General features: G+C 43.9%; 25 protein-coding genes. 22 read left to right on the forward strand and 3 right to left on the reverse strand.

Annotation, left to right across the window (positions count from 1 at the left end):
• Positions 1–198: 198 nt before the first annotated feature.
• The 18 genes from A5877_RS10875 (at position 199) to A5877_RS10965 (ending at position 17,358) form a co-directional block, all read left to right on the forward strand.
• Positions 199–1,344, forward strand: coding sequence for an acetylornithine transaminase (locus A5877_RS10875; RefSeq protein WP_016611436.1), 1,146 nt, complete (start codon positions 199–201; stop codon positions 1,342–1,344).
• A gap of 146 nt (positions 1,345–1,490) precedes the next feature.
• Complete coding sequence (argC, locus tag A5877_RS10880; protein WP_016611435.1) at positions 1,491–2,513, forward strand: N-acetyl-gamma-glutamyl-phosphate reductase; 1,023 nt, start codon at positions 1,491–1,493, stop codon at positions 2,511–2,513.
• A gap of 78 nt (positions 2,514–2,591) precedes the next feature.
• Positions 2,592–3,782, forward strand: coding sequence for a bifunctional glutamate N-acetyltransferase/amino-acid acetyltransferase ArgJ (gene argJ, locus A5877_RS10885; protein WP_034872069.1), 1,191 nt, complete (start codon positions 2,592–2,594; stop codon positions 3,780–3,782).
• A 35-nt stretch (positions 3,783–3,817) separates the two neighbouring features.
• Positions 3,818–4,579 carry an acetylglutamate kinase gene (gene argB, locus A5877_RS10890; protein ID WP_016611433.1) on the forward strand — a complete coding sequence of 254 codons (762 nt, stop codon included), beginning with the start codon at positions 3,818–3,820 and terminating at the stop codon, positions 4,577–4,579.
• A gap of 175 nt (positions 4,580–4,754) precedes the next feature.
• Positions 4,755–5,576 (forward strand): VOC family protein, encoded by an 822-nt coding sequence (locus A5877_RS10895; protein ID WP_016609582.1) that lies wholly within the window; start codon positions 4,755–4,757, stop codon positions 5,574–5,576.
• Between the two features lie 410 nt (positions 5,577–5,986).
• Positions 5,987–6,901: a sugar ABC transporter permease gene (locus tag A5877_RS10900; protein WP_005232278.1), complete on the forward strand. Its 915-nt coding sequence runs from the start codon at positions 5,987–5,989 to the stop codon at positions 6,899–6,901.
• A 22-nt stretch (positions 6,902–6,923) separates the two neighbouring features.
• Positions 6,924–7,817 carry a carbohydrate ABC transporter permease gene (locus A5877_RS10905; protein WP_005232275.1) on the forward strand — a complete coding sequence of 298 codons (894 nt, stop codon included), beginning with the start codon at positions 6,924–6,926 and terminating at the stop codon, positions 7,815–7,817.
• A 65-nt stretch (positions 7,818–7,882) separates the two neighbouring features.
• Complete coding sequence (locus A5877_RS10910; RefSeq protein ID WP_086316822.1) at positions 7,883–9,514, forward strand: extracellular solute-binding protein; 1,632 nt, start codon at positions 7,883–7,885, stop codon at positions 9,512–9,514.
• Positions 9,515–9,551: 37 nt separating this feature from the next.
• Complete coding sequence (locus tag A5877_RS10915; RefSeq protein ID WP_086316823.1) at positions 9,552–10,253, forward strand: DUF624 domain-containing protein; 702 nt, start codon at positions 9,552–9,554, stop codon at positions 10,251–10,253.
• 119 nt (positions 10,254–10,372) lie between these two features.
• Positions 10,373–11,389 carry a serine hydrolase gene (locus A5877_RS10920; RefSeq protein WP_086316824.1) on the forward strand — a complete coding sequence of 339 codons (1,017 nt, stop codon included), beginning with the start codon at positions 10,373–10,375 and terminating at the stop codon, positions 11,387–11,389.
• Positions 11,390–11,434: 45 nt separating this feature from the next.
• The gene (manA, locus tag A5877_RS10925) at positions 11,435–12,388 is read left to right on the forward strand and encodes a mannose-6-phosphate isomerase, class I (RefSeq protein ID WP_176257035.1); all 954 of its coding nucleotides are present in this window, start codon (positions 11,435–11,437) and stop codon (positions 12,386–12,388) included.
• Between the two features lie 199 nt (positions 12,389–12,587).
• Entirely contained in the window at positions 12,588–13,727 is a 1,140-nt protein-coding gene (locus A5877_RS10930; protein ID WP_008376171.1) for a cysteine desulfurase family protein, read from the forward strand.
• A gap of 68 nt (positions 13,728–13,795) precedes the next feature.
• Positions 13,796–14,137: a DUF1831 domain-containing protein gene (locus A5877_RS10935; RefSeq protein WP_005232263.1), complete on the forward strand. Its 342-nt coding sequence runs from the start codon at positions 13,796–13,798 to the stop codon at positions 14,135–14,137.
• Positions 14,138–14,314: 177 nt separating this feature from the next.
• Positions 14,315–15,160 carry an aldo/keto reductase gene (locus A5877_RS10940; RefSeq protein WP_008376169.1) on the forward strand — a complete coding sequence of 282 codons (846 nt, stop codon included), beginning with the start codon at positions 14,315–14,317 and terminating at the stop codon, positions 15,158–15,160.
• 42 nt (positions 15,161–15,202) lie between these two features.
• Positions 15,203–15,808 carry a metallophosphoesterase gene (locus A5877_RS10945; RefSeq protein WP_005232261.1) on the forward strand — a complete coding sequence of 202 codons (606 nt, stop codon included), beginning with the start codon at positions 15,203–15,205 and terminating at the stop codon, positions 15,806–15,808.
• A 205-nt stretch (positions 15,809–16,013) separates the two neighbouring features.
• Positions 16,014–16,577 (forward strand): alkaline shock response membrane anchor protein AmaP, encoded by a 564-nt coding sequence (gene amaP, locus A5877_RS10955; RefSeq protein ID WP_086316825.1) that lies wholly within the window; start codon positions 16,014–16,016, stop codon positions 16,575–16,577.
• 11 nt (positions 16,578–16,588) lie between these two features.
• A complete protein-coding gene (locus A5877_RS10960; RefSeq protein WP_005232259.1) occupies positions 16,589–16,783 on the forward strand; it encodes a DUF2273 domain-containing protein in 195 nt (64 codons plus the stop codon).
• A gap of 56 nt (positions 16,784–16,839) precedes the next feature.
• A complete protein-coding gene (locus A5877_RS10965; protein ID WP_005232258.1) occupies positions 16,840–17,358 on the forward strand; it encodes an Asp23/Gls24 family envelope stress response protein in 519 nt (172 codons plus the stop codon).
• An 86-nt stretch (positions 17,359–17,444) separates the two neighbouring features.
• Here the strand turns inward: A5877_RS10965 and A5877_RS10970 are convergent, their stop codons facing one another.
• Positions 17,445–18,158, reverse strand: coding sequence for a C39 family peptidase (locus tag A5877_RS10970; protein ID WP_086316826.1), 714 nt, complete (start codon positions 18,156–18,158; stop codon positions 17,445–17,447).
• Positions 18,159–18,526: 368 nt separating this feature from the next.
• On the opposite strand from A5877_RS10970, the gene mnmA reads away from it, so the two are divergent.
• Positions 18,527–19,645: a tRNA 2-thiouridine(34) synthase MnmA gene (mnmA, locus tag A5877_RS10975; protein ID WP_026008140.1), complete on the forward strand. Its 1,119-nt coding sequence runs from the start codon at positions 18,527–18,529 to the stop codon at positions 19,643–19,645.
• A gap of 124 nt (positions 19,646–19,769) precedes the next feature.
• Here the strand turns inward: mnmA and A5877_RS10980 are convergent, their stop codons facing one another.
• Both A5877_RS10980 and A5877_RS10985 read right to left on the reverse strand, forming a co-directional pair.
• Entirely contained in the window at positions 19,770–20,726 is a 957-nt protein-coding gene (locus tag A5877_RS10980) for a 1-phosphofructokinase family hexose kinase (RefSeq protein ID WP_008376159.1), read from the reverse strand.
• Positions 20,723–21,484 (reverse strand): DeoR/GlpR family DNA-binding transcription regulator, encoded by a 762-nt coding sequence (locus A5877_RS10985; RefSeq protein ID WP_008376158.1) that lies wholly within the window; start codon positions 21,482–21,484, stop codon positions 20,723–20,725. The genes A5877_RS10980 and A5877_RS10985 overlap by 4 nt, the downstream gene beginning before the upstream one ends.
• Before the next feature lie 281 nt (positions 21,485–21,765).
• On the opposite strand from A5877_RS10985, the gene A5877_RS10990 reads away from it, so the two are divergent.
• The 3 genes from A5877_RS10990 to A5877_RS11000 are packed head-to-tail and all read left to right on the forward strand — an operon-like array spanning position 21,766 to position 23,975.
• Positions 21,766–22,227, forward strand: a complete 462-nt coding sequence (locus A5877_RS10990) for a PTS sugar transporter subunit IIA (protein WP_008376156.1) — start codon at positions 21,766–21,768, stop codon at positions 22,225–22,227.
• A gap of 20 nt (positions 22,228–22,247) precedes the next feature.
• Positions 22,248–22,547, forward strand: a complete 300-nt coding sequence (locus tag A5877_RS10995) for a PTS sugar transporter subunit IIB (protein WP_005227245.1) — start codon at positions 22,248–22,250, stop codon at positions 22,545–22,547.
• Positions 22,548–22,583: 36 nt separating this feature from the next.
• Positions 22,584–23,975 carry a PTS galactitol transporter subunit IIC gene (locus A5877_RS11000; protein WP_008376155.1) on the forward strand — a complete coding sequence of 464 codons (1,392 nt, stop codon included), beginning with the start codon at positions 22,584–22,586 and terminating at the stop codon, positions 23,973–23,975.
• Positions 23,976–23,995: the final 20 nt, after the last annotated feature.

Consider the following 23,995-nt stretch of genomic DNA (forward strand, 5'->3'; position numbering starts at 1 on the left):
TGTTTGTAATGAAAGAAATTCTTCCCCAAATGATAATAAACAGACCGCCAAAGGTTGACTGAAAGAAAGCAGTGATTGTCACTGCTTTCTTTTTTTATGAATTTTTACCGCTTTAATTTAAATATTTATTGCAATTATCTAGATAAAAATGTATATTAATACATAATTTCGAATGATCCAAGACAAGGAGTGAATCCAATGAGTCATCTTTTTCCTAATTACAGCCGTTTGCCCATCGATATCCAGCAAGGCAGCGGGAGCTATGTCGTAGATTCGCAAGGGAACCAATATTTAGATTTAACGAGCGGTATCGGGGTTGTCAATCTCGGTTATGGACATCCCAAAGTGCAAGCCGCTTTGATGACCCAAGCAGAGCAGATTTGGCATGTGCCGAATTTATATGACAGCCAACTACAAGAAGAAGTTGCCCAAAAGCTGACCCAAAACCAAAAGAACGTATCAGACGAGCCGTATCTGGCCTATTTTTGTAATAGCGGCGCTGAGGCGAACGAAGCAGCTTTAAAGCTGGCTCGCAAAGCGACTGGCCGTAGCAAAGTCATCAGTTTTGAACAATCTTTCCACGGTCGGACCTTTGGCGCGATGTCTTTGACTGGGCAAAGCAGTATTCACGATGGGTTTGGTCCGCTGGTACCAGAGATGGTTTATGTACCGTTTAATGACCTTGAGGCATTGCAAGCCGTTTTAGATGAGCAGACGGCAGCCGTGTTTTTAGAATTGATCCAAGGCGAAGGCGGCGTAATCCCTGCCGAGGTGGCGTGGGTCCAAGGGGTGGCAGCCCTTTGTCAGGAGCAGGGAGCACTGCTGGTGGTGGATGAGATCCAAACCGGGATGGGACGGACAGGAACACTGTTTGCTTTTGAAGGATACGGCATTGAACCTGATCTTTTTACCGTAGCAAAAGGGCTTGGTAACGGGATCCCTGTCGGAGCAATGCTAGGCAAAAGTCATTTGCAAACGGCTTTTGGACCCGGTAGTCACGGTTCGACCTTTGGTGGCAATAAATTAGCGATGGCCGCTGCTAGTGCCGTCTGCAGTGTGTTGCAAGAAGAGGACATTCAAGTCAATGTTCAATTGCGTCAGCAGCAGTTTTTCGACGGATTGCAAGGACTATCTAAGGTGCAGGCGATTCGTGGGAAAGGATTGATGATTGGTATCGAATTAGCAGATTCGGAAAGCTTGCAATCCGTGTTGACTCAACTGCGGAACCAAGGCCTCCTCGCATTAAAGGCGGGTACCAAGGTTTTGCGCTTGCTGCCACCCTTAACGATCTCGCAAGAGGAAACGAAAGCAGCCTTGGCGATTTTACAAGCAATCTTAGCATAATTGTATAAAAATAGATTTTTTGGGCATTTTTTCTTATAAAAACCGAATAACAGCGAATTTATTTTGAATAGTTTTATAAATAATCATTGACAGAGCAATGGGAGTTTCTTATAATCTTAAGTAAATTCTTTTGAGGAGTGACGTGTTTGAAGGCAGCAATCGTTGGTGTAACAGGGTATACCGGAATTGAATTGATTCGTTTGATCCAGCAACATCCCCAATTGGAGGTGGGCACCTTGCATAGTCATTCTATGCATGAAAATTCATCAGTTTTGTATCCTCATCTAGTTGGGCTGACAGAGCAGCTGATCGAACCTTTTGATGCAGAAAAAATCCAAAAGGAAAATCAACTCGTGTTTTTTGCGACTCCTGCTGGAATCAGCAAAGAACTCGCAGCTACTTTTGTCGCAAATGACTTTCCAGTGATTGACCTTTCTGGTGATCTGCGATTGAAGGATCGGGATAGCTATCAAAAATGGTATCACCAAGAAGCTGCCCCTGCCGAGTTGTTGGCACACGCGACCTATTCGCTGCCTGAGTTTGCAACGACTCCTGGCAATTTGATCGCCAATCCAGGCTGTTATGCGACTGCTGCCATTTTAGCTGCTGCGCCGTTGGTTCAGCAAAAACTATTCAGCGGTACGTTGATTTTTGATGGCAAGTCGGGCTTGTCGGGTGCTGGTAAGAAATTGTCCGACACCAGTCACTTTACAACCGCTGCAGATAACATGACGATGTATAAGCCAAATCAGCATCAGCACATTCCCGAGATCATGCAACAGTTTCAACAATGGGATCAGGCAATACCGCCGATCCAATTTTCTACCAGCTTACTTCCTGTCAAAAGAGGGATTTTTATGACGCTTTATGCGCCTCTCAAAGACGCGATTTCCCAAGAAGCCGTTTATGAGCAATATGTAAAAACGTATCAAAACCATCCGTTTGTCCGAGTGCAACCGTTAGGAAAGCTGCCAGAGCTGCGGCAAGTGACGGGAACGAATTTTTGTGACATTGGCCTATGCTTCAATCCACTGACCCAAGTGTTGACCGTTGTCGCAGTGATCGATAATTTAGGCAAAGGGGCTGCTGGCCAAGCGATCCAAAACTTCAATCGATGGGCAAAGATACCAGAAACGACTGGTCTTATGCAAGCACCGTTATATCCATAAAATAGCCAACAGACGCGTGAGGATACTCGTGTCAGCCAGTGGACAATCCGCAAAAAGGTGGCAGTAGGAGGAAAGAAAATGAAAGAAATCGAAGGAACGATCGCAACCCCCAAAGGTTTTTTTGCCGACGGTCTGCATTGCGGTCTGAAGAAAGAGAAAGTCGATCTTGGTTGGATCGTCTCTGAAGTGCCAGCCAGTGCTGCGGCAGTCTTTACCACCAATCAAGTACAAGCGGCACCCATTCTCGTTACAAAGGAAAAAATGCAAGCAGGCACCTTGCAAGGCGTGATCGTCAATGCGGGCAATGCCAATGCTTGTACCGGGGAGCAAGGTTTAAAAGATGCACAAGAGATGGCAGAATTGGCAGCAGCCCAGCTGCATACGAGTCCCGAAGCCTTTGCGGTAGCCTCCACCGGGATCATTGGTAAGAGCTTACCGATGGAAAAAATCACGGCAGGGATTCAGCAACTAAACAGGCAAGGGGATGCCCACCGATTTCAAAGAGCAATTTTGACGACGGATCTGACTGAAAAAAGCAGTGTCATCCAATCAACGATCGCTGACAAAACGGTGACTGTTGCGGGCTGTGCCAAAGGGTCTGGTATGATCCATCCTAATATGGCCACGATGCTGGCCTTTGTTACGACGGATGCAGCGATCTCGTCAGCACTCTTGCAAACACTGCTGAAAGAGTTGACCGATGTCACCTTTAATCAAATCACGGTCGATGGTGATACATCTACCAATGATATGGTGTTAGTTTTAGCCAACGGGTTAGCCAAAAATCCAACGATCGAAGCCGATACGCCAGCTTATCATGAGTTTAAAGGGATGCTTAAAGCAGTTCTGACCGCCTTAGCCAAAGCAATTGCGAAGGACGGAGAAGGCGCCAGCAAATTGATCGAAGCTCACACGAGTGGAGCTGTGACCGATGAAGCAGCCCGCATGATCAGCAAAACCATCGTCGGTTCGCCGCTGGTCAAAACAGCCCTCTTTGGCAAAGACCCAAACTGGGGGCGTATCTTATGTGCAGTGGGCTATAGTGGGCAACCCATCGATCCAGCAACGGTATCGATCGCATTAGCCGACATTCCCGTCTTTGTCCAAGGGACACCGGTAGCTTTTGACGAAACCATCATGCAAGAACAGTTGGCGGAAAATGAAGTCAAAGTCGCTGTTGAGCTGAAAGAAGGGGCAGGTGTTGGCACCGCTTGGGGCTGTGATCTGACCTATGACTATGTGAAAATCAACGCACTATATCATACCTGAAACAAATCAGGTACTAGACAAAAAGGAGCGAGTAGATGGAGACGATCGTAGTAAAAATCGGCGGTGTCGCTTCAGACAATTTAACCCCGTCATTCTTTGAGACGATAGCAGATTGGCAAGCTGCGGGCAAAAAAGTGGTCATCGTCCATGGCGGCGGTCACTACATCTCAGAAATGATGGAGAAAATGGCGTTGACAGTCACGATCAAAGACGGCCTGCGGGTGACCGACCCCCAGACGCTTGAAGTAACTAGAATGGTCCTTTTGGGACAAGTTCAACCGCTGATCACGACCGCTTTCCAGCAAGCTGGCTTCCATGCCGTGGGACTGAATGCTGGCTGTGATCAGCTGATCCAAGGAGAAGTTATCGATGAGGAGAAATTAGGGCAAGTAGGGAAAGTTCAGCGAATCAACGCCGCCTTCTTGCAGCTCTTGACAGAGAAAAAACATGTCCCGATCTTGGCCCCACTAGGAATTACGCCAGAGGGGCAATGGTTGAACATCAACGCGGATGAAGTGGCTTGTCAGGTCGCAGCCAGCTTACAAGCCGAAAAACTGTATTTGTTGACGGATGTCCCTGGGATCAAGCAAGAAAGCAAGTGGTTATCCGCTGTTTCTTTTGAAGAGATCCCCCGCTTGATCACCGAAGAAGTAGTCACGGGCGGCATGCTGCCAAAACTAAAAAGTGCTCAGAAAGCCTTAAAAGCAGGGGTAGCTGCCGTTTGTATCACCGATCGGATCGATCGTTTAGGAACCCAGATCCTCGCGGCAAGTCCAGCAGCAGCTGGCTGTAGTTGAAGCCATTAGCGACACCCAAGCGCCTCCTCTCTACTCATAAAAATGCAAAATTCTGACTTTTCTGTGCGTTTCTTCTTATTTTCTCTAAAAAAAGAATAAAAGAGATAGGGATTTCATTTGCTAGAATTTCGTTTTATCAGTACAATGAGTACATATGTAAGTAGGGGGAGAAACAATGACAGATTTCTTATTGGGGAGCAGTACGAAGTTGCTGACTGTTGCAATTCGGGTAAAAGACCGCGATCAAGCGATTGCCTTTTATCGCGATGTACTTGGCTTTGAGCTGAAAAGAGAAGAAAATGAGTTGGCCATCTTTGGTCTAAAAGGATTAGATAGAGAAGTTTTATGGTTGGAAGAAAGCCCGCGTGCCAACGACCATTTCGGTGAGATCAAAAAGATGCAGCGCATCGTTTTAGCCATATCCTCGCTAGAAGAAGCGGCAACTATCGCGAGCAATGCCCAACAAAAAGCGATTGCTTTCGAAGAAGCTCGTTATGAAGCGAATCAATTAGGCTTTATTATAGCGGATCCAGAAGGAAACAAAATCGAAGTCTTATTTACAGCACCCGCAGGAACTGCGGTACCAAAAGACGAAGCAGAATTGATCAAAGCGGCACCTGCAAAAGCGGCTGGCTTATCAAAAGAGGCTCATTTTGGCAAGCTGTATTTAAACGTCAGTGATTTAGCCAAAGAGCAGCTTTTCTTAGAAGAAAGCTTAGGATTGAAAACAAAAGAAGCCGAAACAAAGGAATTTATCCTCAATGATGGTGACTTCCAAGTTGGCTTGACTGAAGCACAAGGTGGTACGATCGACTTACCGAGCCACGAGGTGCTTGGCTTAGACTTCTTGAAAATCTCCATCAGTCAAGAAGATATCGATACATTGGAAAAACACTTGTCTGAGAAGAACCAAGAGTTTTTCATCGACAAAAAACGGCAATTGTTGACGACCTACGATGCGATCGGTATCGAATGGTGGTTTATCGTTAAAAAATAAAGTGTTTTGAAAGAAAAAGCAGCGAGGACTATTCTCTGCTTTTTCTTTTTTTTGTCAAAAAAAGAAACTTTTGTTTTTATTTCGCACGAAAGAGTGCAAAAACCTGTTACATCGATTCGAAGACCAATCATTGAAAAAACGGTAGTTTATCTGCATTAGTAGAACAGGTCCAATCTATTTTGAATTTCTTATTTAGTTATTTAATATTTGAAACGCTTGTCTTAAAACTTAATATAATAGCCATTATGATTCAAAAATCGCAAACATTATATTGAATTGTGGTTATTCTTAATTTATAATAAAAAAGAATCGAGATTCGATGGCTCTGGACGCAGAGGTTATTTGTTGTTATTAATGTATGCGGTTTCTTATGGTGTTGAGCAGTAACGGGAAGACAAGGAGTAGATGTGATGGAAAAAAAGTGGATACACCGATATTTTGCTCAGTGGGATCTGCAGATGATGGTACTGCCGGCGATCTTACTGGTAGGCATTTTTAGCTATATCCCAATGTACGGGATTTTGATGGCATTTCAACAGTACAATATTTTTGAAGGTATGACAGGCAGTCCATGGATCGGCTTTGATAATTTTCGGCGCTTTTTTAGTGAACCACGTTTTTGGGAAATTTTACGGAATACCATTATGATCAGTGTGCTAAAGATTGCTATTTGTTTTCCAGCACCGATTTTGCTGGCGTTGATGCTTAACGAGGTCAAGAACGTTGCATTCAAACGTGTGGTGCAGACGATTACTTATCTCCCACACTTTTTATCATGGGTGATCGTGGCGGGGTTTACGATGTCGATTTTATCGATGGATAACGGTAGCTTAAATATTGCTTTGGAGAGTTTAAACCTGATCGATGAACCAATCAACTTTTTATCGATCCCTCGCTATTTCTGGACGATCATCGTTACGACAAATCTTTGGAAATCGATTGGCTTTGGCTCGATCGTCTATATGGCAGCCATTGCTGGGATCGATCCGCAACTGTACGAAGCAGCATCACTAGATGGCGCAACGAAATTTCAGCAAGTCTTTTTGATCACTCTGCCTTCGATCGTTCCAATCATTACGATTTTTCTCATTTTGGAGATCGGCAACTTATTGAATGCGGGCTTTGAAGATTTGCTTTTACTTGGGAGCAATCCAGCTCTTAGAAATGTGGCGGATGTCATTGATACCTATGTGTATCGGGTAGGGATCAGCAACTCTCAATATTCATACGCAACAGCTGTTGGTTTGTTCAAAGCAGTCATTAGTGTCACTCTTTTGAGCGGAGCAAACTTTTTCGCACGCAAAGTGGGTCACAGCTTATGGTGATCAGCAGAGGAGGAAATGAACAATGAAGAAAAATTGGGGCGACCAAGCGATGATGATTTTTATCTACCTTTTCTTGATAACGCTTGCATTCTTGACATTTTATCCCTTCTGGAATTCACTGGTGATTTCCTTTAATTCTGGACGTGACACGGTGACCGGTGGGATCACGTTTTGGCCAAGAGAATTTACGTTGGAAAACTATCAGATCGTCTTTCAAGATCAGCGCTTGATGAATGCCTTTTTCATCAGTGTCTTACGGACAGTGATCGGGACGTTTTCATCGATCATGCTGACAGCGATGGCAGCATATGGAATGTCAAAAAGAGAACTGATAGGGCGAAAATTTATTACGATTTTTTTCATCCTCACGATGTTCTTCAGCGGCGGCTTGATTCCAACTTTTTTAGTGGTACGTTCACTTGGACTGATGGATTCTTTTTGGGTAATGATCATTCCTGGTCTGATCAGTGTTTGGAATATGATCATCTTCCGTACGTTCTTTCAGCAACTGCCGAAAGGATTGGAAGATTCAGCGAAAATTGATGGTTGTGGGTATTGGGGCACGTTTTTCCGAATCATTTTGCCGTTATCAGGTCCAGTCATTGCCACTTTGTCGCTATTTACCGCCGTTGGGCATTGGAATGATTGGTTTATGCCAAGCATCTACATTACTTCAGATCATCTGATTCCCTTGCAGACCTTTTTGCAACGAGTCTTGAATTCGAACACGGTGAGTTCGCAAATGAGTCAAATCGATTCTGGCTCAGCAGCACGTTTGGCGGAAATGACTGGTGTCACAGGAAAATCCTTGTCGATGGCGATCATGATGGTGGCGACTTTGCCGATCGTAATGGTTTATCCGTTTGTCCAAAAGTATTTTGTAAAAGGTGTATTGATTGGTTCGTTGAAAGATTAGCAGAGCAGGAGGAACTCTCTTGATTAGAGGAGAGAAGGAACGAAACGTTGAAAGGGGATAAAAGAATGAAAGCAAAGGTATTAAAAGGCGTGCTGTCAGTGACTGCGATGAGTCTCTTACTGGCTGCTTGCGGCAGTGAGTCAGGGATAAAAGAAAGTGATGGGGCGGCAGCGAATGACCGTGACAGTTCGGAGGTCTTTGAATTAGGTAGTGAACCGTTGGAGATCACGATGTTTGGTAATTATGATTGGTACACGATGGATCGTTGGGGAGATGATCCAGCAACTGCTGCTATCAAAGAACTGACCAAGGTAGATATTCGCGCAATCGATGGTGGCGGGAATGCAGCACAGCGGCTAAGCACAATGATCGCTGGCGATGATCTACCTGATTTTATTTGGCTTGATCGAGGGTCGGATGTGGAACGGCTGCGAGAAGCGGGTGCCTTAGTGCCATTTGATGATTACTTGGATAAGTATCCGAACTTGAAAGAATGGGCGGGAGAAGACATCCTGAACATGCTTCGTTCAGAAGACGGCAAGCTCTATCAATTTCCCAACTGGTATAGCTCGGAGCCTTTCGGGAATGCCGGTTATGTCGTCAATAAAGAGATCCATGATGCTTTAGGTGCGCCAGAATTGAAAACAACCGATGATCTTTATGAGTATTTGAAAGAAGTTCAAACAGAGTTTCCTGATGTTATTCCATTTGAAACAGATGTCAGCGGACAAGGGATCAATGTCTTATACTCCGCCTTTGCAGAAGGGCGTTCACCAGCAGATATCCGCATTCGCGCTGTTCCTGAAGGCGACGTGTTGACCTCGATCTTTGCCAATGAAAACTACGTAGAATCGATTGAATATGCGTCAAGATTGTACCGTGAGCGCTTGATGACCCAAGATACCTTGACCCAAGATGCGGATATGGTTGCAGAAAAAGTAACTAGCGGCCGCGTAGCTGTCTATGCGGCTGCCAGCCCGTCCAACCATGCTCGCGATGCCCACTATATCTTACAAGAGCAAAACCCAGATGCGGGGTATTTCTATATCGAGCCGATTGCAAAACCAGGACTAGATCCTGACAATATTTTCCCAGGTTCCTATGAAATGCTAGGGTGGAATGTCAGTGTCATTACTAGAAATGCAGAAGACCCAGAAAAAGTCTTTGCCTTCTTAGACTGGTTGACAGGACCGTTGGGCCAATCGATCTTGATGTTTGGTCCAGAAGGCCAGTATTGGGATGGCTTTGACGAAGAAGGCTATACGCAATTTACGGATGCCTATGCAGAAGACAGTGCAGGCGTTTCGGAGATTGAGCAAGCAACTTCAAGTTTCCAATGGAACGGCAACTCCGCCTTTTTAGACAATACCAAAACAAAATTTGAACTGAATCTTCCAGAAGATCAAATGAACTGGGCAACGAAATGGCAGCATGCTATTACTTGGGACACGCAAAAAGACGACACGGAATTTGCGGCGATCAACCCGATGCCAGACTCACCAGAAGGAATCATTCAGCAACGGATCAACGATATTTTTGAAGAAGCCAATGCTTCAGCGATCTTTGCTGACAGCGATGAAGAAGTGCGTGCCATCTTTGCTGAGGCGGAAGCCCAAGCACAAGCAGCGGGCTATCAAGAGTTGCTGGATTATCAAACAGAGAAATGGCAGCAAAATCTACAAAACTTAGCCCGCTAGAGGGTAAATCAGCTGATTAGAGAAAGGAGGCGGACTGATGGGAAATGAACGATGGTATCGTTGGTATGGTGCCAGTCAAGCGATAGCTAGTATGTTGCTTTTGAATGGCTACTGGTTACTGTTCAATCTGCCCGTTCTATTGCTAGCTTTGGGGCTGATTTTCCCCAGCTCTCCTCGTCAGTTTCTTTTCTCTTTGGTTGGTTTGATCATTAGTTTTCCTAGCATTCTTTTGCCAGCGACCTTTGCTTTATTTGGGGTCATGCGGCGCTGGTTGTACTATCAAGAACCACGACAGGCCATCGGAGGGACCTTTTGGCGGCTCTATCGGGAAAATTATCGGCGCAGTTTTGCCGCAGGCCTCTTTTTCGGTAGTCTCGCTTTGCTGCTGTTAGGCTCTTATCGCCAAATCGATTCCTTTCAGTTGCCCTTATTGGCTGTCGGCTATTTGTTTTTAAGTATCATTTTACTCGTGTGGTTGCTGTATTTTATCTGCGACAGTGTGCATTTGGCGGCACCCATGCGGCTCGCCTTGATCAAAAGCTTTTTCATCATCTTTTGGGCACCGTTGCAGACACTGATGTTGCTAGGGCTGTTGAGTGGCCTCGCTTTACTGCTCGTCTTGATCAATCCCTTACTCGCGGGATTGATCGTAGGGGGACTATGTAGCCAATGTGCGTGTTACAGTTATTTGAGAATCATCCAAAAGGCGCAAGCAAAAGCTGCACCAGCCGATGAGTAATCTATGTAACACTGATTAGAAAAAAATCTGAAAACTATCCTTAATGGGTAGTTTTTTTCATTGGCAAAAAGTGCTAAAGTTAGAAGCAAGACAAGCCTGAAAGGAGCGAGTATGGAACGATGACAATGTACCCAAAAACAGTACAGCTCATTCAAGAAAAAATGCCGACCGTTTTCCCAGGAGCGGTGCTGCGTTTTATCGCTGGTGAAACCCAAGAGACCCAGGTATTCGGACAGGCAGCGCTTCTTCCGAAAACCGAACCCATGACGAAAGATCATTTGTTTGATTTAGCCTCATTGACGAAAGTCATTTGTACAACCACCGTCCTGTTAAAATTGTGGGATCAAGGGAAAATCGAGATGGAGGCACCGCTTACTCGTTGGTTGCCAGCGTTTAAAGACGATCGGGTAACGATCAAGCACTTGCTGACGCATACGGCAGCCATCAACACGTGGATTCCTCATCGAGACCAGTTGGATGCTGCTGCCTTGCGCAAGGCGTATTTGCAGCTTGAAAGCAGTGATACGATCGGTCAAACGGTCAGCTATACGGATACTGGGACGATTTTGCTGGGCTTTTTATTGGAGGAGCTGTATCAAAAACCAGTGACCGAGATTTTTCAAGAAGAAGTCTTGACGCCTTTGGGCATGAAGAACAGCGGCTTTCCGCCTTTTCCTCCTTCACAGCTGCCATTGATCGTGCCTACCCAGCAGCAGCCAGACGGCAGTATCCTTAGAGGAATCACCCATGACCCAAAAGCACGAGTGCTGGGAAACCATGCCGGCAACGCCGGGTTGTTTTCTACCGTGGATGATTTGACGCTGTTCGTTCAACTGTTATTGGCAAATGGTCAGCAGCAAGGTGCGCCGTTTTTCTCAGAAAAAGTGATGCAGGCGCTGGCTCAGAGGCAGACGCCTGAAAGCACAAAGCCCCGCACCTATGGCTGGGACTTATTGGGTGCGCCGTACCAATTATTTCATACAGGCTATACAGGCACGTTTCTTGCAGTAGATATTCCTAACAAAAAAGCGTTTATTTTCTTATCGAATCGGGTCCATCCAGTGGATCATCGAGAAAGCTACTTGGGTCATCGTGACGAAATCCTGCAATGTTACTTAAAAGAATCTGCCGAATAAGCGGATTCATGCTATAATATGCACGAACAACTAGAGAGGGGAACAATTATGGAACCATTGTTTATGAAACCTGTTTTTCAAGAAAAAATTTGGGGCGGCAGTCGCCTGCATTCTGTTTTTGGTTTTGATTTACCGAGTGACAAGATCGGTGAAGATTGGGCGATCAGTGCGCATCCTCATGGGGTGAGCGTCATTGAAAATGGTCCGTTTAAAGGCAAAACATTGGCGGATCTTTGGCAAGACCATCAAGAACTGTTTGGACATTCAGACGAACCAGTCTTTCCATTATTAATTAAAATTCTAGACGCGGAAGATGATCTATCCGTTCAGGTCCATCCTGATGACACGTATGGGTTAGCCCATGAAGGGGAATTAGGGAAAACGGAATGCTGGTACATCATTGATGCCGAACCAGGTGCGGAAATCATTTATGGCCACCATGCACAAACCAAAGAAGAACTTGCGGAAATGATCGAAGCGGGTCGTTGGGATGATTTGTTAACAAAAGTCCCTGTGAAAAAAGGCGATTTCTTCTACGTGCCAAGTGGAACGATCCATGCCATTGGGAAAGGGATCATGATCTTAGAAACCCAACAAAGCTCGGATACGACTTATCGGGTGTACGACTATGATCGTACTGATGATCAAGGACAAACACGGGAGCTGCATATCCAACAATCAATCGATGTGACGACGATTCCTGCACGGACGCCAGAATTATCGATCCGTGAAGTCAAACAAGGACAATCAGCAGTCGTTACCTATCTTGAAACGCCATTTTTCAATGTGTATGAATGGGAAGTACGTGGGAAATTATCTTTGGCACAAAAGGCCGATTATACCTTGATGACCGTGATTGATGGGTATGGGCAGTTGATGATCGACGGTCATTCCTATGAACTAAAAATGGGCACGAGCTGCATTTTGCCAAACCCGATCAAGAAATGGGAATTGGTTGGTGAATTGACTGTCATTGCCTCTGAACCTGGAAAAAAATAAAACGATCAGTAAGTGACGTGATTCGCACAAGCAAAACAGCACACGTTCCTGATTTTTCGTAAGGCTGAACGCGTTCAGCTGCCTGTCATCATTGGCGATTTTTCCGCTTTTGACTGACAGGTTTTTTCGTATGGACACTCACGATAGACGTCTGAGGAAGATTTGTTATAATGGCAGTAATGAAGGATAGGTGAAAAGAATGGTTTACTTAGATCATGCAGCAACGACACCGCTGCACCCAGAAGTGATCAAAGTGATGAGTGAGACGATGCAGACATTTTTTGGCAATCCATCAAGCATTCATCATTATGGTCGAGACGCCCACACCCAATTAGAATTGGCTCGTCAAGCGATCGCTCAGCAGCTAGGGGTCAAGGAACATGAGATCATTTTTAACAGTGGAGGTACCGAAAGCGATAATACAGCGATCATCGGTACAGCCCTTAGCAAACAAGCACAAGGCAAACATATCATTACGACCCAGATCGAACATCCGGCGGTCATTGAGAGTATGCGCTATTTAGAAGGCTTAGGCTTTGAGGTGACCTATTTGCCCGTAGATCAAAAGGGGCAATTGGCCGTCAGTGAAGTTGAGGCTGCCTTACGTCCCGATACGATTTTAGTATCCATAATGACGGCAAACAATGAAACGGGCAATTTGTTGCCGATTGCAGAAATTGGCGCCCTTTTACGGGAGCATCCCGCCGTTTTTCATACCGATGCCGTGCAAGCTTATGGCAAAATCCCGCTTGAAATCAATGAAAACAGTATTGATCTCTTAAGCATTTCCGCTCACAAAATCAACGGACCAAAAGGGATCGGCTTTTTGTATAAACGAGATGGCTTGTCGCTACCTGCGCTACTCCATGGTGGCGAACAAGAAGAAAAACGGCGAGCAGGGACGGAAAACTTAGCAGCCATCATGGGAATGGCCAAAGCAGCTTCTTTGCATACCCCCGAAGCGCAGCAAGCAGCGGCGGAACAATATCAAACATTTGCCGATGTACTGATGGAGACCTTAGCAGCACAAGGCATCGATGTTCAGTTGAATGGTGACCCAGCACACAAATTGCCGCATATTTTGAATCTGCGTTTCCCAGGTGTCAGCAGTGACTTGCTGCTGATGAAATTGGACTTAAAAGGGGCTGCGATCTCGACAGGCAGCGCTTGTACGGCGGGCAATGTGGAGCCCTCCCATGTGCTCGAAGCGATGGTGGGCAAAGAGCATCCAGCTATTCGGGAATCGGTCAGAATCAGCTTTGGCTATGGCAACACATTGGCGGAAATCGAAGCATTTGCTCAGCTATTAGCAGAAACTGTCTTAGCAACGAAAAAGTAGGAGAACAGCTAGCAATCTCGCTGAAAACTATTTATAATGAAAGAAATGATGTTAAAGAGGTGAAGAACATGGCATTTGAAACAACAGCAACCGTTTTAGGCGCAGCAACCCAATACCGCATTGCTCCTGAAGCAAAAAAATATACGTTGCGGGATAATGGCTTTACAGAAACGAACGGCGGCAACTTCCAATTGATTCGTGGCCTTGAAGCAACACCCCAAAGCAAAGAAGGCTTTAAATTAAAAATCACTGTTGCAAAAGATCTGCAAACCTTCAAGATGTCCATCACGACAGCCAATGGATTAAAAGCAGTCAATATTTTCAAAGATGAACAGCACAAAATGTTGCAAGAAAAATTTTACTTTTTAATGGATGGTTTTATCAGCCGCGGGTTGTTTGTCAAAGCGTAAGCTTTTGTCAAAAGCAGCTATACCGTTCAAAGGGCAAGAAGTGTGTCACTCCGCCAAGCAGGCAAGGGATTGATACACTTCTTTTGTATCTTTGCCGGTTTCTTTTTATACTAAAGAAAACAAACCTAAGCCGTTCTCAGAAAGTGGATACGTTGAGACGAGAAAGAAGGAATCCAGATGAAACGAACCTTAAACAAGCAATCCGTGTTAGCCGTTGGAATGGGGACTTGGCATATGGGGGATGACCCTGCTAAGGAAAAAGCCGAGATCGATGCGCTGCAAGCGGGCATCAAAGCCGGAGCGGCTGTCATCGATACCGCAGAAATGTACGGCGAGGGAAACGCAGAAACGCTAGTTGGCAAGGCGATCCAGCCCTTTACACGAGGGGATCTTTATTTGATTTCAAAAGTTTATCCCTGGAATGCCTCCGCAGATGAATTGCCGAAAGCTTTAGACCGTAGCTTAGCGCGTTTAGGCACCGACTATCTTGATCTGTATCTGCTCCACTGGCGAGGAGATGTGCCGTTAGCAGAAACAGTTGACGCACTAGAAGCTGCCAAAGCCTCTGGAAAGATTCGTGCATGGGGCGTCTCTAATTTTGACGTGGCAGATATGGAGGAGCTGTTGCGGTTAGAAAACGGCGATCAATGTGCCGCCAACCAAGTACTCTATAATTTAGGTGCCCGGGGGATCGAATACGATCTTTTGCCTTGGCAGGCAGAGGCTGAGATTCCGGTGATTGCCTACTCACCCATTGCTCAAGGCGATCGGCTAGGGCACCACTTCAAAAATGATGAAGTGGTGAAAGAGCTGGCAGAAGCCAAAGGCTGCACGATTTTTCAGCTGCTTTTGGCATGGACCCTTCGACAACCCCACGTCTTAGCGATCCCCCAAACCAGTGACTCGCTGCATATGCTGCAGAACATTGAAGCTACCAAAATCGTTTTTTCCAAAAGCGAATTGGCGACAATCGATGCACGCTTTCCGGAGCCAACGAAAAAGCAGCCGTTAGCGATGATTTAAAGACGCAGATCACAGAAAAAAGCAGTAAAGTAAGGAGCGACTATGAAATTTTTTACGTCTGATACCCATTATTTTCATGCAGCCTTGCTCGGGGACAATGACTTTGCCCCACGCCCCTTTGAGACAGTGACGCAAATGCATGAAACGATGATCGCCAGCTGGAATGAGGTGGTTGCGGATAAAGATGTCGTTTATCATTTAGGGGATGTCGCGATGCACCCTGCTTATGAAGCAGGTTTTCCAGAAATTGCGGCGCTGTTAGCACAGCTGCAGGGCAAAATCGTTTTTATCAAAGGCAATCATGATACTCGGGCTTTCTTTGCGTACTTGCGCAAGCATGATCCTGGTTGTTTGGGAGCCCAAAAGTATGCGTTTGAAGATGTTGGTGTCTTGCTGAAGTTTGCTCATCAGCAATTTTTACTAACCCATTATCCTATGCTGCTGGGGATCACCAAAAACAGCCGCAATCTGCATGGGCATATCCATCATCACAGTGTACCAATCGCTGAGAATCTCAACGTAGGAGTCGATGCACCGGAATTGGCGTTTCTGCCGCAGCCGCGTCCCTTCGGTCGACCAGTTTCCGAAAATGAACTGGCGGTGCTACATCATGCAAAGCAACAAGAACTTGCCAAGCTAGCTCGTTAACAGATAACAAGAAAAGCAAGCGTCAAGACAACGTCGGACGGCTTGCTTTTTTTGTGATGACTTTGACAGCAAGCTTTGATTAAGGAAATTTTTTTGATAAAAATAAACTTTATATGTAAAAAATAATCGATTCCAAGAGTTATTATTTGATGGATATTTAAGAAATGTGTATGCTTTAAGTAGAAAGCAGTAAAGGAGGTTGCCAATGCGTAAGATTTCTAAAGTGATTTTTATCATCGGATTACTTTTACTCTTACTTGTCTTTTATTTTGGGATCATCGCCAATCAGCAAGCGGCTTCATTTCCTGTTTACTTGATTCCTTTGGATGAATATCCTTGGGTCGGATCTTCCATGAGTATGCTGCTCTTTTGGTTATCTGTTGGCTTTGCTATTTTTACAGTGATCGCACTCTTTGTCGTTTTGTTTTATCCAAAACGCTCAGACCGCTTGATCATTCCCCATAAGACAGGCGATTTAGTGATTCAGAAGAAGGCGTTAGAGCATTTTGTGCTCGAGCGGGTGAAACAAGCAGATTTCATCCATCAGCCATCGGTAAAAATCAAAATCGTCAAGAATAAAGTAGCGGTAAAAATCGATGGAGAAATGAAACAAACAGCAGCCATCCCGCAAAAACAAGAAGCTTTGGTTGGTGAGATCAGCAGCAGTCTGCAGCAGCTTTTCGGTATCGAAAGCAATATCCAAACGGAAGTTGTTTTAAAAGATACGCAAGAAACGCCAGCAGCCCATGACCAACCGCGTGTAGTTTAGGAGGAACAGGTATGAGTGAATGGTTCTACCACTATAAGATCCCGCTTATCTTTGCAGGTTTCGGTTTGATCCTAGCGATCCTGTTTCTAACGATCGGCTTTTTGAAAACCATACTGCTGGTGCTATTTACGGCACTAGGTACGTATCTGGGATTTTATCTCAAAGAAGTCGGATTCTTTGAACAATTTCAAAGACCGCGCCGTTAACTTTGGTAACATTATTAGTTTAATTTATATCAAGATTATAGTAGGAGGAATGTACGATGGAAAACCAAACAAAACCAACAACAGGTGTTAAAGGAGAATTAACTTACGAAGATAAAGTGATTCAAAAAATCGTAGGCATTGCATTAGAATCTGTAGACGGACTCTTAACAGTCGATGGCGGTTTCTTCTCAAATATTGCAGGTAAATTAGTCAACACCGATGATGTGACTTCAGGGATCAACGTTGAAGTTGGGAAAAAACAAGTGGCAGTCGATCTTGATATCGTTGCAGAATATGGCAGCGACATGACCACGATCTACGACCAAATCAAAGAGGTTGTTTCAACACAAGTCAACAAAATGACGAATTTAGAAGTCATCGAAGTAAACGTGAATGTAGCAGATGTCAAAACACGTGAACAATTCGAAAAAGACTCTGAAACAGTTCAAGACAAAGTAAGCAGTGCGGCAGAAACAACTGGCGACTTTGCGTCAAAACAAACACGTAAAGCCAAAGGTGCCTTCAACCGGACAACGACGCGTATTCAAGAAAACAACGAACCACGCGTTCAATAATAGCAAGATAAGCAAAAGACTAGCTGCGGCTAGTCTTTTTTTGTCCCACAAAAGGTGTATTTTTGCAGCTTCAGCCGATCAGAACATCAAAGCCAAAAGCTCCAATAATGGATTCCTTCTGCTTGAAAGACATCGTTAGGATAGCTTTTCTCATAATGGGCTTTTTCGGGGGAATCATTAGGATCGAATACTTGAATCGTTCCTTCTTTGTTCAAAGCCAATACCATGATATGTCCGGATGTCGTAAAGGTTCCTGCTTGAACCGAGACCACAACGGGGATGCCTTGTGTCATTTTCTCATAGGCAGCCTCAAATGAATCCCCTAAATCGGCAAATTGGTAACCAAAAGCTTCGGCAAACTGAGGAAAGATTTGCCAACTTGTTCCTTGTTTGGGAAGATAAAATTGATCGCCAGCCCACTCCAATAGTTTGTCAGGATTCGGCGGAAGATCCGTCCAAAAAGCATCGATCATGGCTAAAGAAGCAATAGCGCACCCGTTTGCCGCAAAGGTGTTTTGCTCTTCTCCATATCCATACGTGTTATTGCCCCAGCGTTGATCGGTTTGTACAATCAACGGCAGTTGCTGCGTGTCTGCCATCGCTTGTTGAATCGCTTGATTGGCTTGGCGAGTGAACTGTTTTGAGACAAGCGCTGTCTGATCAAACGCAGCATCCCTGACCTGATCAATCACGTAATGAATGACAAAAACACCACCGATGAGAAAAAGCAGCAGTGCAAGGCTCTTTTCTTTCTTCCCATCGTTTCTCCTCGTTTTCGATATCCTTGTGTGCGATCGCATGAAATGCCCCTCCTCGTAAAGTAGTATCTAAGAGAAGTATAGTCTTTTTCTAATAAGAGCATTTCTGCATTTCCTGAAGAATTTCATACGATTTTATGACAACCACCATTTGAAAAGTAAGTTGTTACTGTTTGGACAGCTGTCGATGACAGACACAAAAGCAGCGCTTCCTCTATTTGGCTGAGTAGGTGGAATAACGAACAGTTACTTCTCTCCAGATGTCTTTTCTAAAAAAGGAATTTTTAAGAAAAGACAGCAAACAGTGAAGTTTTTTGTGTTTTGTTGTATAATGCAAATTACTGAAAAGTTGCGACCTTCAAATCGTAGATGATTTCAGAATCTATAATTGAAATGATGGTGAAACAATCATGTCTAACGAAAACACCCGGGTGGTGGTTGGAATGAGTGGCGGGGTAGACTCGTCAGTAACAGCACTTTTGCTGAAAGAACAAGGGTATGATGTTGTCGGGATCTTTATGAAAAATTGGGATGATACCGATGAAAACGGTGTTTGTACCGCAACAGAAGACTACAAAGACGTAGCCAAAGTGGCTGCGCAAATCGGGATTCCTTATTATTCAGTGAATTTCGAAAAAGAATATTGGGACCGTGTATTTGAATATTTCCTTGCAGAATACCGTGCCGGACGGACACCTAATCCAGATGTCATGTGTAACAAGGAAATCAAGTTCAAAGCCTTTTTGGATTATGCGATGGATCTTGGTGCCGATTATGTAGCAACCGGCCATTATGCGCAAGTGACCGTTGATGAAAACGGCGTAACTCATATGTTGCGAGGCGTGGATAACAACAAAGATCAAACGTATTTCTTAAGCCAATTGTCACAAGAACAATTGAGCAAAACCATGTTCCCACTAGGCGGCATGGAAAAATCAGAAGTACGAGCGATCGCTGAACGGGCAGGTCTAGCAACAGCCAAGAAAAAAGATTCCACGGGTGTCTGCTTTATCGGAGAAAAGAATTTCAAACAATTTTTGAGTAATTACTTGCCAGCGAAAAAAGGCAATATGGTTACATTAGATGGCGAAGTCAAAGGACAACACGATGGCTTGATGTACTACACCATCGGACAACGTCAAGGCTTAGGCATTGGCGGCGGCGGTGCCACTCAAGAACCATGGTTTGTCGTAGGAAAAGACTTAGCAACCAACACTTTGTATGTGGGGCAAGGATTCCATCACCCCGCATTGTATGCAGATCGCTTGGAAGCAAGCCAAATCCACTTTACTACAGAACAAGACCGCGGAACGGAATTTTCATGCACAGCAAAATTCCGCTACCGTCAACAAGATGTACCAGTAACGGTGCGTCTATTAGATGGAGATCGGGCAGAAGTGATTTTTGACGAACCAGTACGCGCCATCACTCCTGGACAAGCAGTCGTTTTTTATGACGGGATGGAATGCTTGGGCGGCGGTTTGATCGATGCAGCCTACAAAGAAGCCAAAGAATTACAATATGTTTAACCACTAACAAAATCAGCCCTAGCTAAGAACACTGAACCAATCAGTTGCACTTAGCTAGGGCTTTTTTTCTTTGTACCAACGAATGTTTTGCGTAATCAAGAGAACCAAAAAAATAGGTAGCCGTTTATTCTTTGATCTTGAAAAGGTGGATCTTTTCGCTAAATGCAGCGACTTGTGCAGGATCGATCGTACCGTTTGTTTTCGAAAGCGCATTAGACATGCCACAAGCCATAGAATAGGTCAATGCTTGTTCCATTGGATACTGTTTATTCATTGCAACAGCCATACCACCAACGGTTGAATCGCCACAGCCAGTCGTATTAACGATGGCGATTTTAGGGATCTCGATCTTAAAAAAAGTCGACTGGTGTTTAACGATTGCCCCATCGCCGCCTTGAGAAACCATGACGGTGTCGATCCCTTCGAAAAGAGTGCTCTCTAAGACAGAGAAAATGTCTTGCGATGAATGCAATTTTTGACCCATTAGTTCTTCTAATTCCTGTTGATTTGGTTTAATAAAATTCGGACGAGCATTCGTTTGAGTCAAACAATTTTTTAGTTGTTCCCCAGCTATATCCATGAGGATCGGGACTTGTTCACCTAATGATTGACGGATGAATTGAAGCAACTGATCGTGAAAGTGTCCATTATCAGAATTTACTGATCCAGAAATACAGACGACCGTGATGGGGTGTTGTTTAATTATTGCTGCAAGGTGTTGGTAAAAAAGTTGTTCGTTTTCCTCCGACAGATAAAGTCCTTTTTCTACTAGCTCAGTATGAGTGTTACCGTCATGCATGATCGTGATCGCATTGCGAGAATTGCCGTCGATGGTGAGGAAATCCAATACATAACGTTCTTCAGCTAGTAAAGAATCAAGGATCGTTTTGCCTACAGGTCCACCTAAAATACCTGTCAATAAAACGGCTTCCCCAGATTGTGCGATGACTCTGCCAGCATTGATGCCTTTTCCTCCAATTGATGTATGTGGGTTATCTACCCGATTTACTTGATCCAATTTTAGCGAAGGAACAAGATAGTTGTAGTCCATGGAAGGGTTCATTGTGATGGTTAAAATCATTTTTGTTCCTCCTTGAGGATCTCTGTAAAGGAACGATAATAGTCAAAAGTAGTCTCAGAAAGTTTATCATCAGTGATCAAATAGTCGATATCTGAAAGCGAGTAGAAGGTATAAACGTCAGAGCGATTAAACTTGGAACTATCTGCAACGATGCATTTTTTGCGGGAATGTTTGAATGCGACTCGTTGAATCGAACCTTCAACAAGATTTGCAGTGGTGATATTATTTTCAAAGATCCCATTTGTAGCAGCAAAAGCGATATCGATATTTAAATTTTCAAAACTCTTCTCTGCTGTTTCCCCATAAAATTCTTCCGTCGTGCGGGAAAATTCTCCACCGGTCAATAAGACACGATAGTCTGTGTTGTAAATCAAATAATTAAAAGCAAGTAAACTATTTGTGATCACGAATAAGTTTGCTTTTTTTAGTTCAGGTAAAGCGTGGAGCATCGTAGTTCCCGCACCGATATAGATAGTATCGTTGTCTGATATGATACTGTTCATTACTTTTCCGATGAATTTCTTTTCGGCAACGTTCGTATCGATTTTTTCTTGAGTAGAAAGCTCGTGTTCGATTTTTTCGAGTTTTTGGGCGCCACCATAGATTTTTACCAATAAAGATTGATTCGCTAACTCTGTAATATCTCTACGAATGGTCATATCGGAAACGTCTAATGTTTTGGCTATTTCTGCAATGGATAAGTAATCGTGCTGATTCACTAGCGCTAGAATTTTTTCTTGCCGTTCTTTCTTTAACATAGTTTCACCTCTGGTTGATTAACGATTTTTTTAAGTTTCTTTTTTATCGATGTTCTTTATACATTAATTAATAGCATTTACTTTTGGAAAAAGCAAGGGAAAATGTTCATCTTTGTTAAAGTTTGATAGTTTCGTGTATTGGTGAAAGGAATCAGTTTGAAAAAAATACCAAAAGAAAGCGTTGACAAGAAAAATTAACTATTGTATATTTACATTGTAAAACATATTGTAACAAACTTTAACAATATTTATCATTTGAGTTGAACAAGGAGGAAGAATAGGTGGGCTATACGAGCATGTTTGATGAAAGGCTAATTTTTCTCGATGTGGAAGGAGAGGAGTTGAAAGAACTATTTGAAGAAATAGCAAAACGATTACAGCAACAAGGTTTTGTGAATGAACAGTATGTAGAAGGATTACTAGCAAGAGAACAAGCTTTTCCAACTGGACTGATTACACAGTATTTGAATATTGGCTTGCCTCATTCAGAACCAGCGTATGTCGAAAAGCCTTTTATTGCGATCGTGCGTCTGAAAAACGAGGTGAAGATGAAGCAAATGGGCGACAGTCAAGAAATGCAGGTCAAGGATCTCTTTTTTCTAGGAATCAAAGAACCAAAAGAGCAAGTCGGCTTACTGCAATCGTTAATGGCATTATTTATGGATGAAGGATTTGTAAAGGCATTCATTGAAACACAAGAAGTGCAGGCAATTTATCAGCTAGTTACACAGTATACAAAATAAAATTTTTGGAGGAATTTAAGATGAAAAGAAGATTGATCGTAGCATGTGGAAGTGGGGTTGCAACAAGTCAAACGATCGCAAGTAAAATTGCTGGAATGCTTGAAGATGACGGAATCGATTTCCCCGTTGAAGCAGTTGATTACAAGTCGATCCAAAATGAATTGCCGTCGACAGGAATTTATGTGTATGTTGCTCAGCCAGATGATGAAGTATTGGAAAAAGCCGCTGAGCTAGGTGTACACGTTTTTGCTGGGATTCCGTTTCTTACCGGTATGGGTATGGATACGATTTATGAAGAAATCAAAGAATTGATTGGCTAGTACAAAACATCCTATCAAAAGAAAGAAGTGAAAAAAATGCAAGTATTTCAAGACATTATCAATTATATCTTAGGTTTAGGTTCCGCTATTTTTGTGCCGCTAATCATTTTAATCCTAGGCTTGGTTGCAGGGATGAAATTCAAAAAAGCCTTTATGTCTGCAATCACGTTAGGTATTGCTTTTACTGGGATGTCTATGGTCATTGGCTTTATGTCAAATGCAGTTAGTCCAGCTTCCGAAGCATTGGCAAAAAACACTGGCTTGAACTTGCCTGCGCTAGATTTAGGGTGGACAGGAGCGGCAAGTATCACCTGGTCATGGTCCTATGCATTTGTTTTCTTTGCCGTCGTTCTTGGCGTGAATTTTGTCATGTTGATTTTGAACTGGACCAAGACGTTGAATGTCGATATGTGGAATGTATGGGGCAAAGCGCTGACTGCCTATCTGGTCTACTTTATCAGTGGAAGTTTACTTGCTGGGTTTATCACCGCCATCGTACAGGTTATCTTGGAACTTAAAATGGGGGATATGTTCCAACGCCACATTGAGGATTTGACTGGTATTCCTTTAGTAACAGTGACCCACTTGATGAATATTTCAGCAGTGCTTTTATTACCGATCAATGTGATTATGGATAAAATTCCTTTCTTTAATCGACGGGCCGATACCAAAGCCTTAAAAAAGAAAATCGGTATCTTCTCTGAAAATTCGGTGATGGGCTTTCTCATTGGTTTGGGCTTGGGATTAGCTGCAGCTTATGGCGTGTCAGGCTCATTGAACTTAGCTATTCAAATCGCGACTGCAATGGCTTTGTTCCCAATGATCTCAAAAATGTTTATGCAGTCTCTTTCACCACTGGCTGATGCAATGTCGGAAATGATGAAAAAACGCTTTAAAGATCGGGAAGTTTACATTGGGTTAGATTGGCCCGTATTAGCTGGTCGCTCTGAGATTTGGGTCACTGCTATCTTGTTGGTACCTGTCTTTATTGGCTATGCTATCATCTTGCCGGGAAATGCTGTGTTGCCTTTAGCAGGAATCATTAACTATTCGATCGCAGTAGGTGGATTATTGCTCACCGGCGGAAACTTGGTTCGTATGCTGATCATGGGGGTTATTTCGATGCCAATCTATCTATATGCAGCTACGTATTTGACGCCGATCCTAACGGGCTTAGCAGATCGAACCGGCGCAGTAGAAGGAATACAAAAAGGGCAGCAAATCACTTGGTCTTCGATCGAAGGACCGGAATTTCGAATTTTATTTGCAGAAGCGTTTAAAGGAAATATCTTGGGTATCGTCGGTTCCGTTGTGTTTATCGCAATGTTTGTCTGGTTGTATAAATATATGAATAAGGTAAAGGTACCAAGTCAAAGATATGAAGAACAAGGGACCCCATCGACGCAAGTACGTGCGACGAATGGCTAATATTTTCAAAAAGGAAAGGA

Origin of the sequence: Enterococcus sp. 3C7_DIV0644, from assembly GCF_002141235.1 — a bacterium.
In the GTDB taxonomy this organism is placed as follows: Bacteria; Bacillota; Bacilli; order Lactobacillales; family Enterococcaceae; genus Enterococcus_D; species Enterococcus_D entomosocium.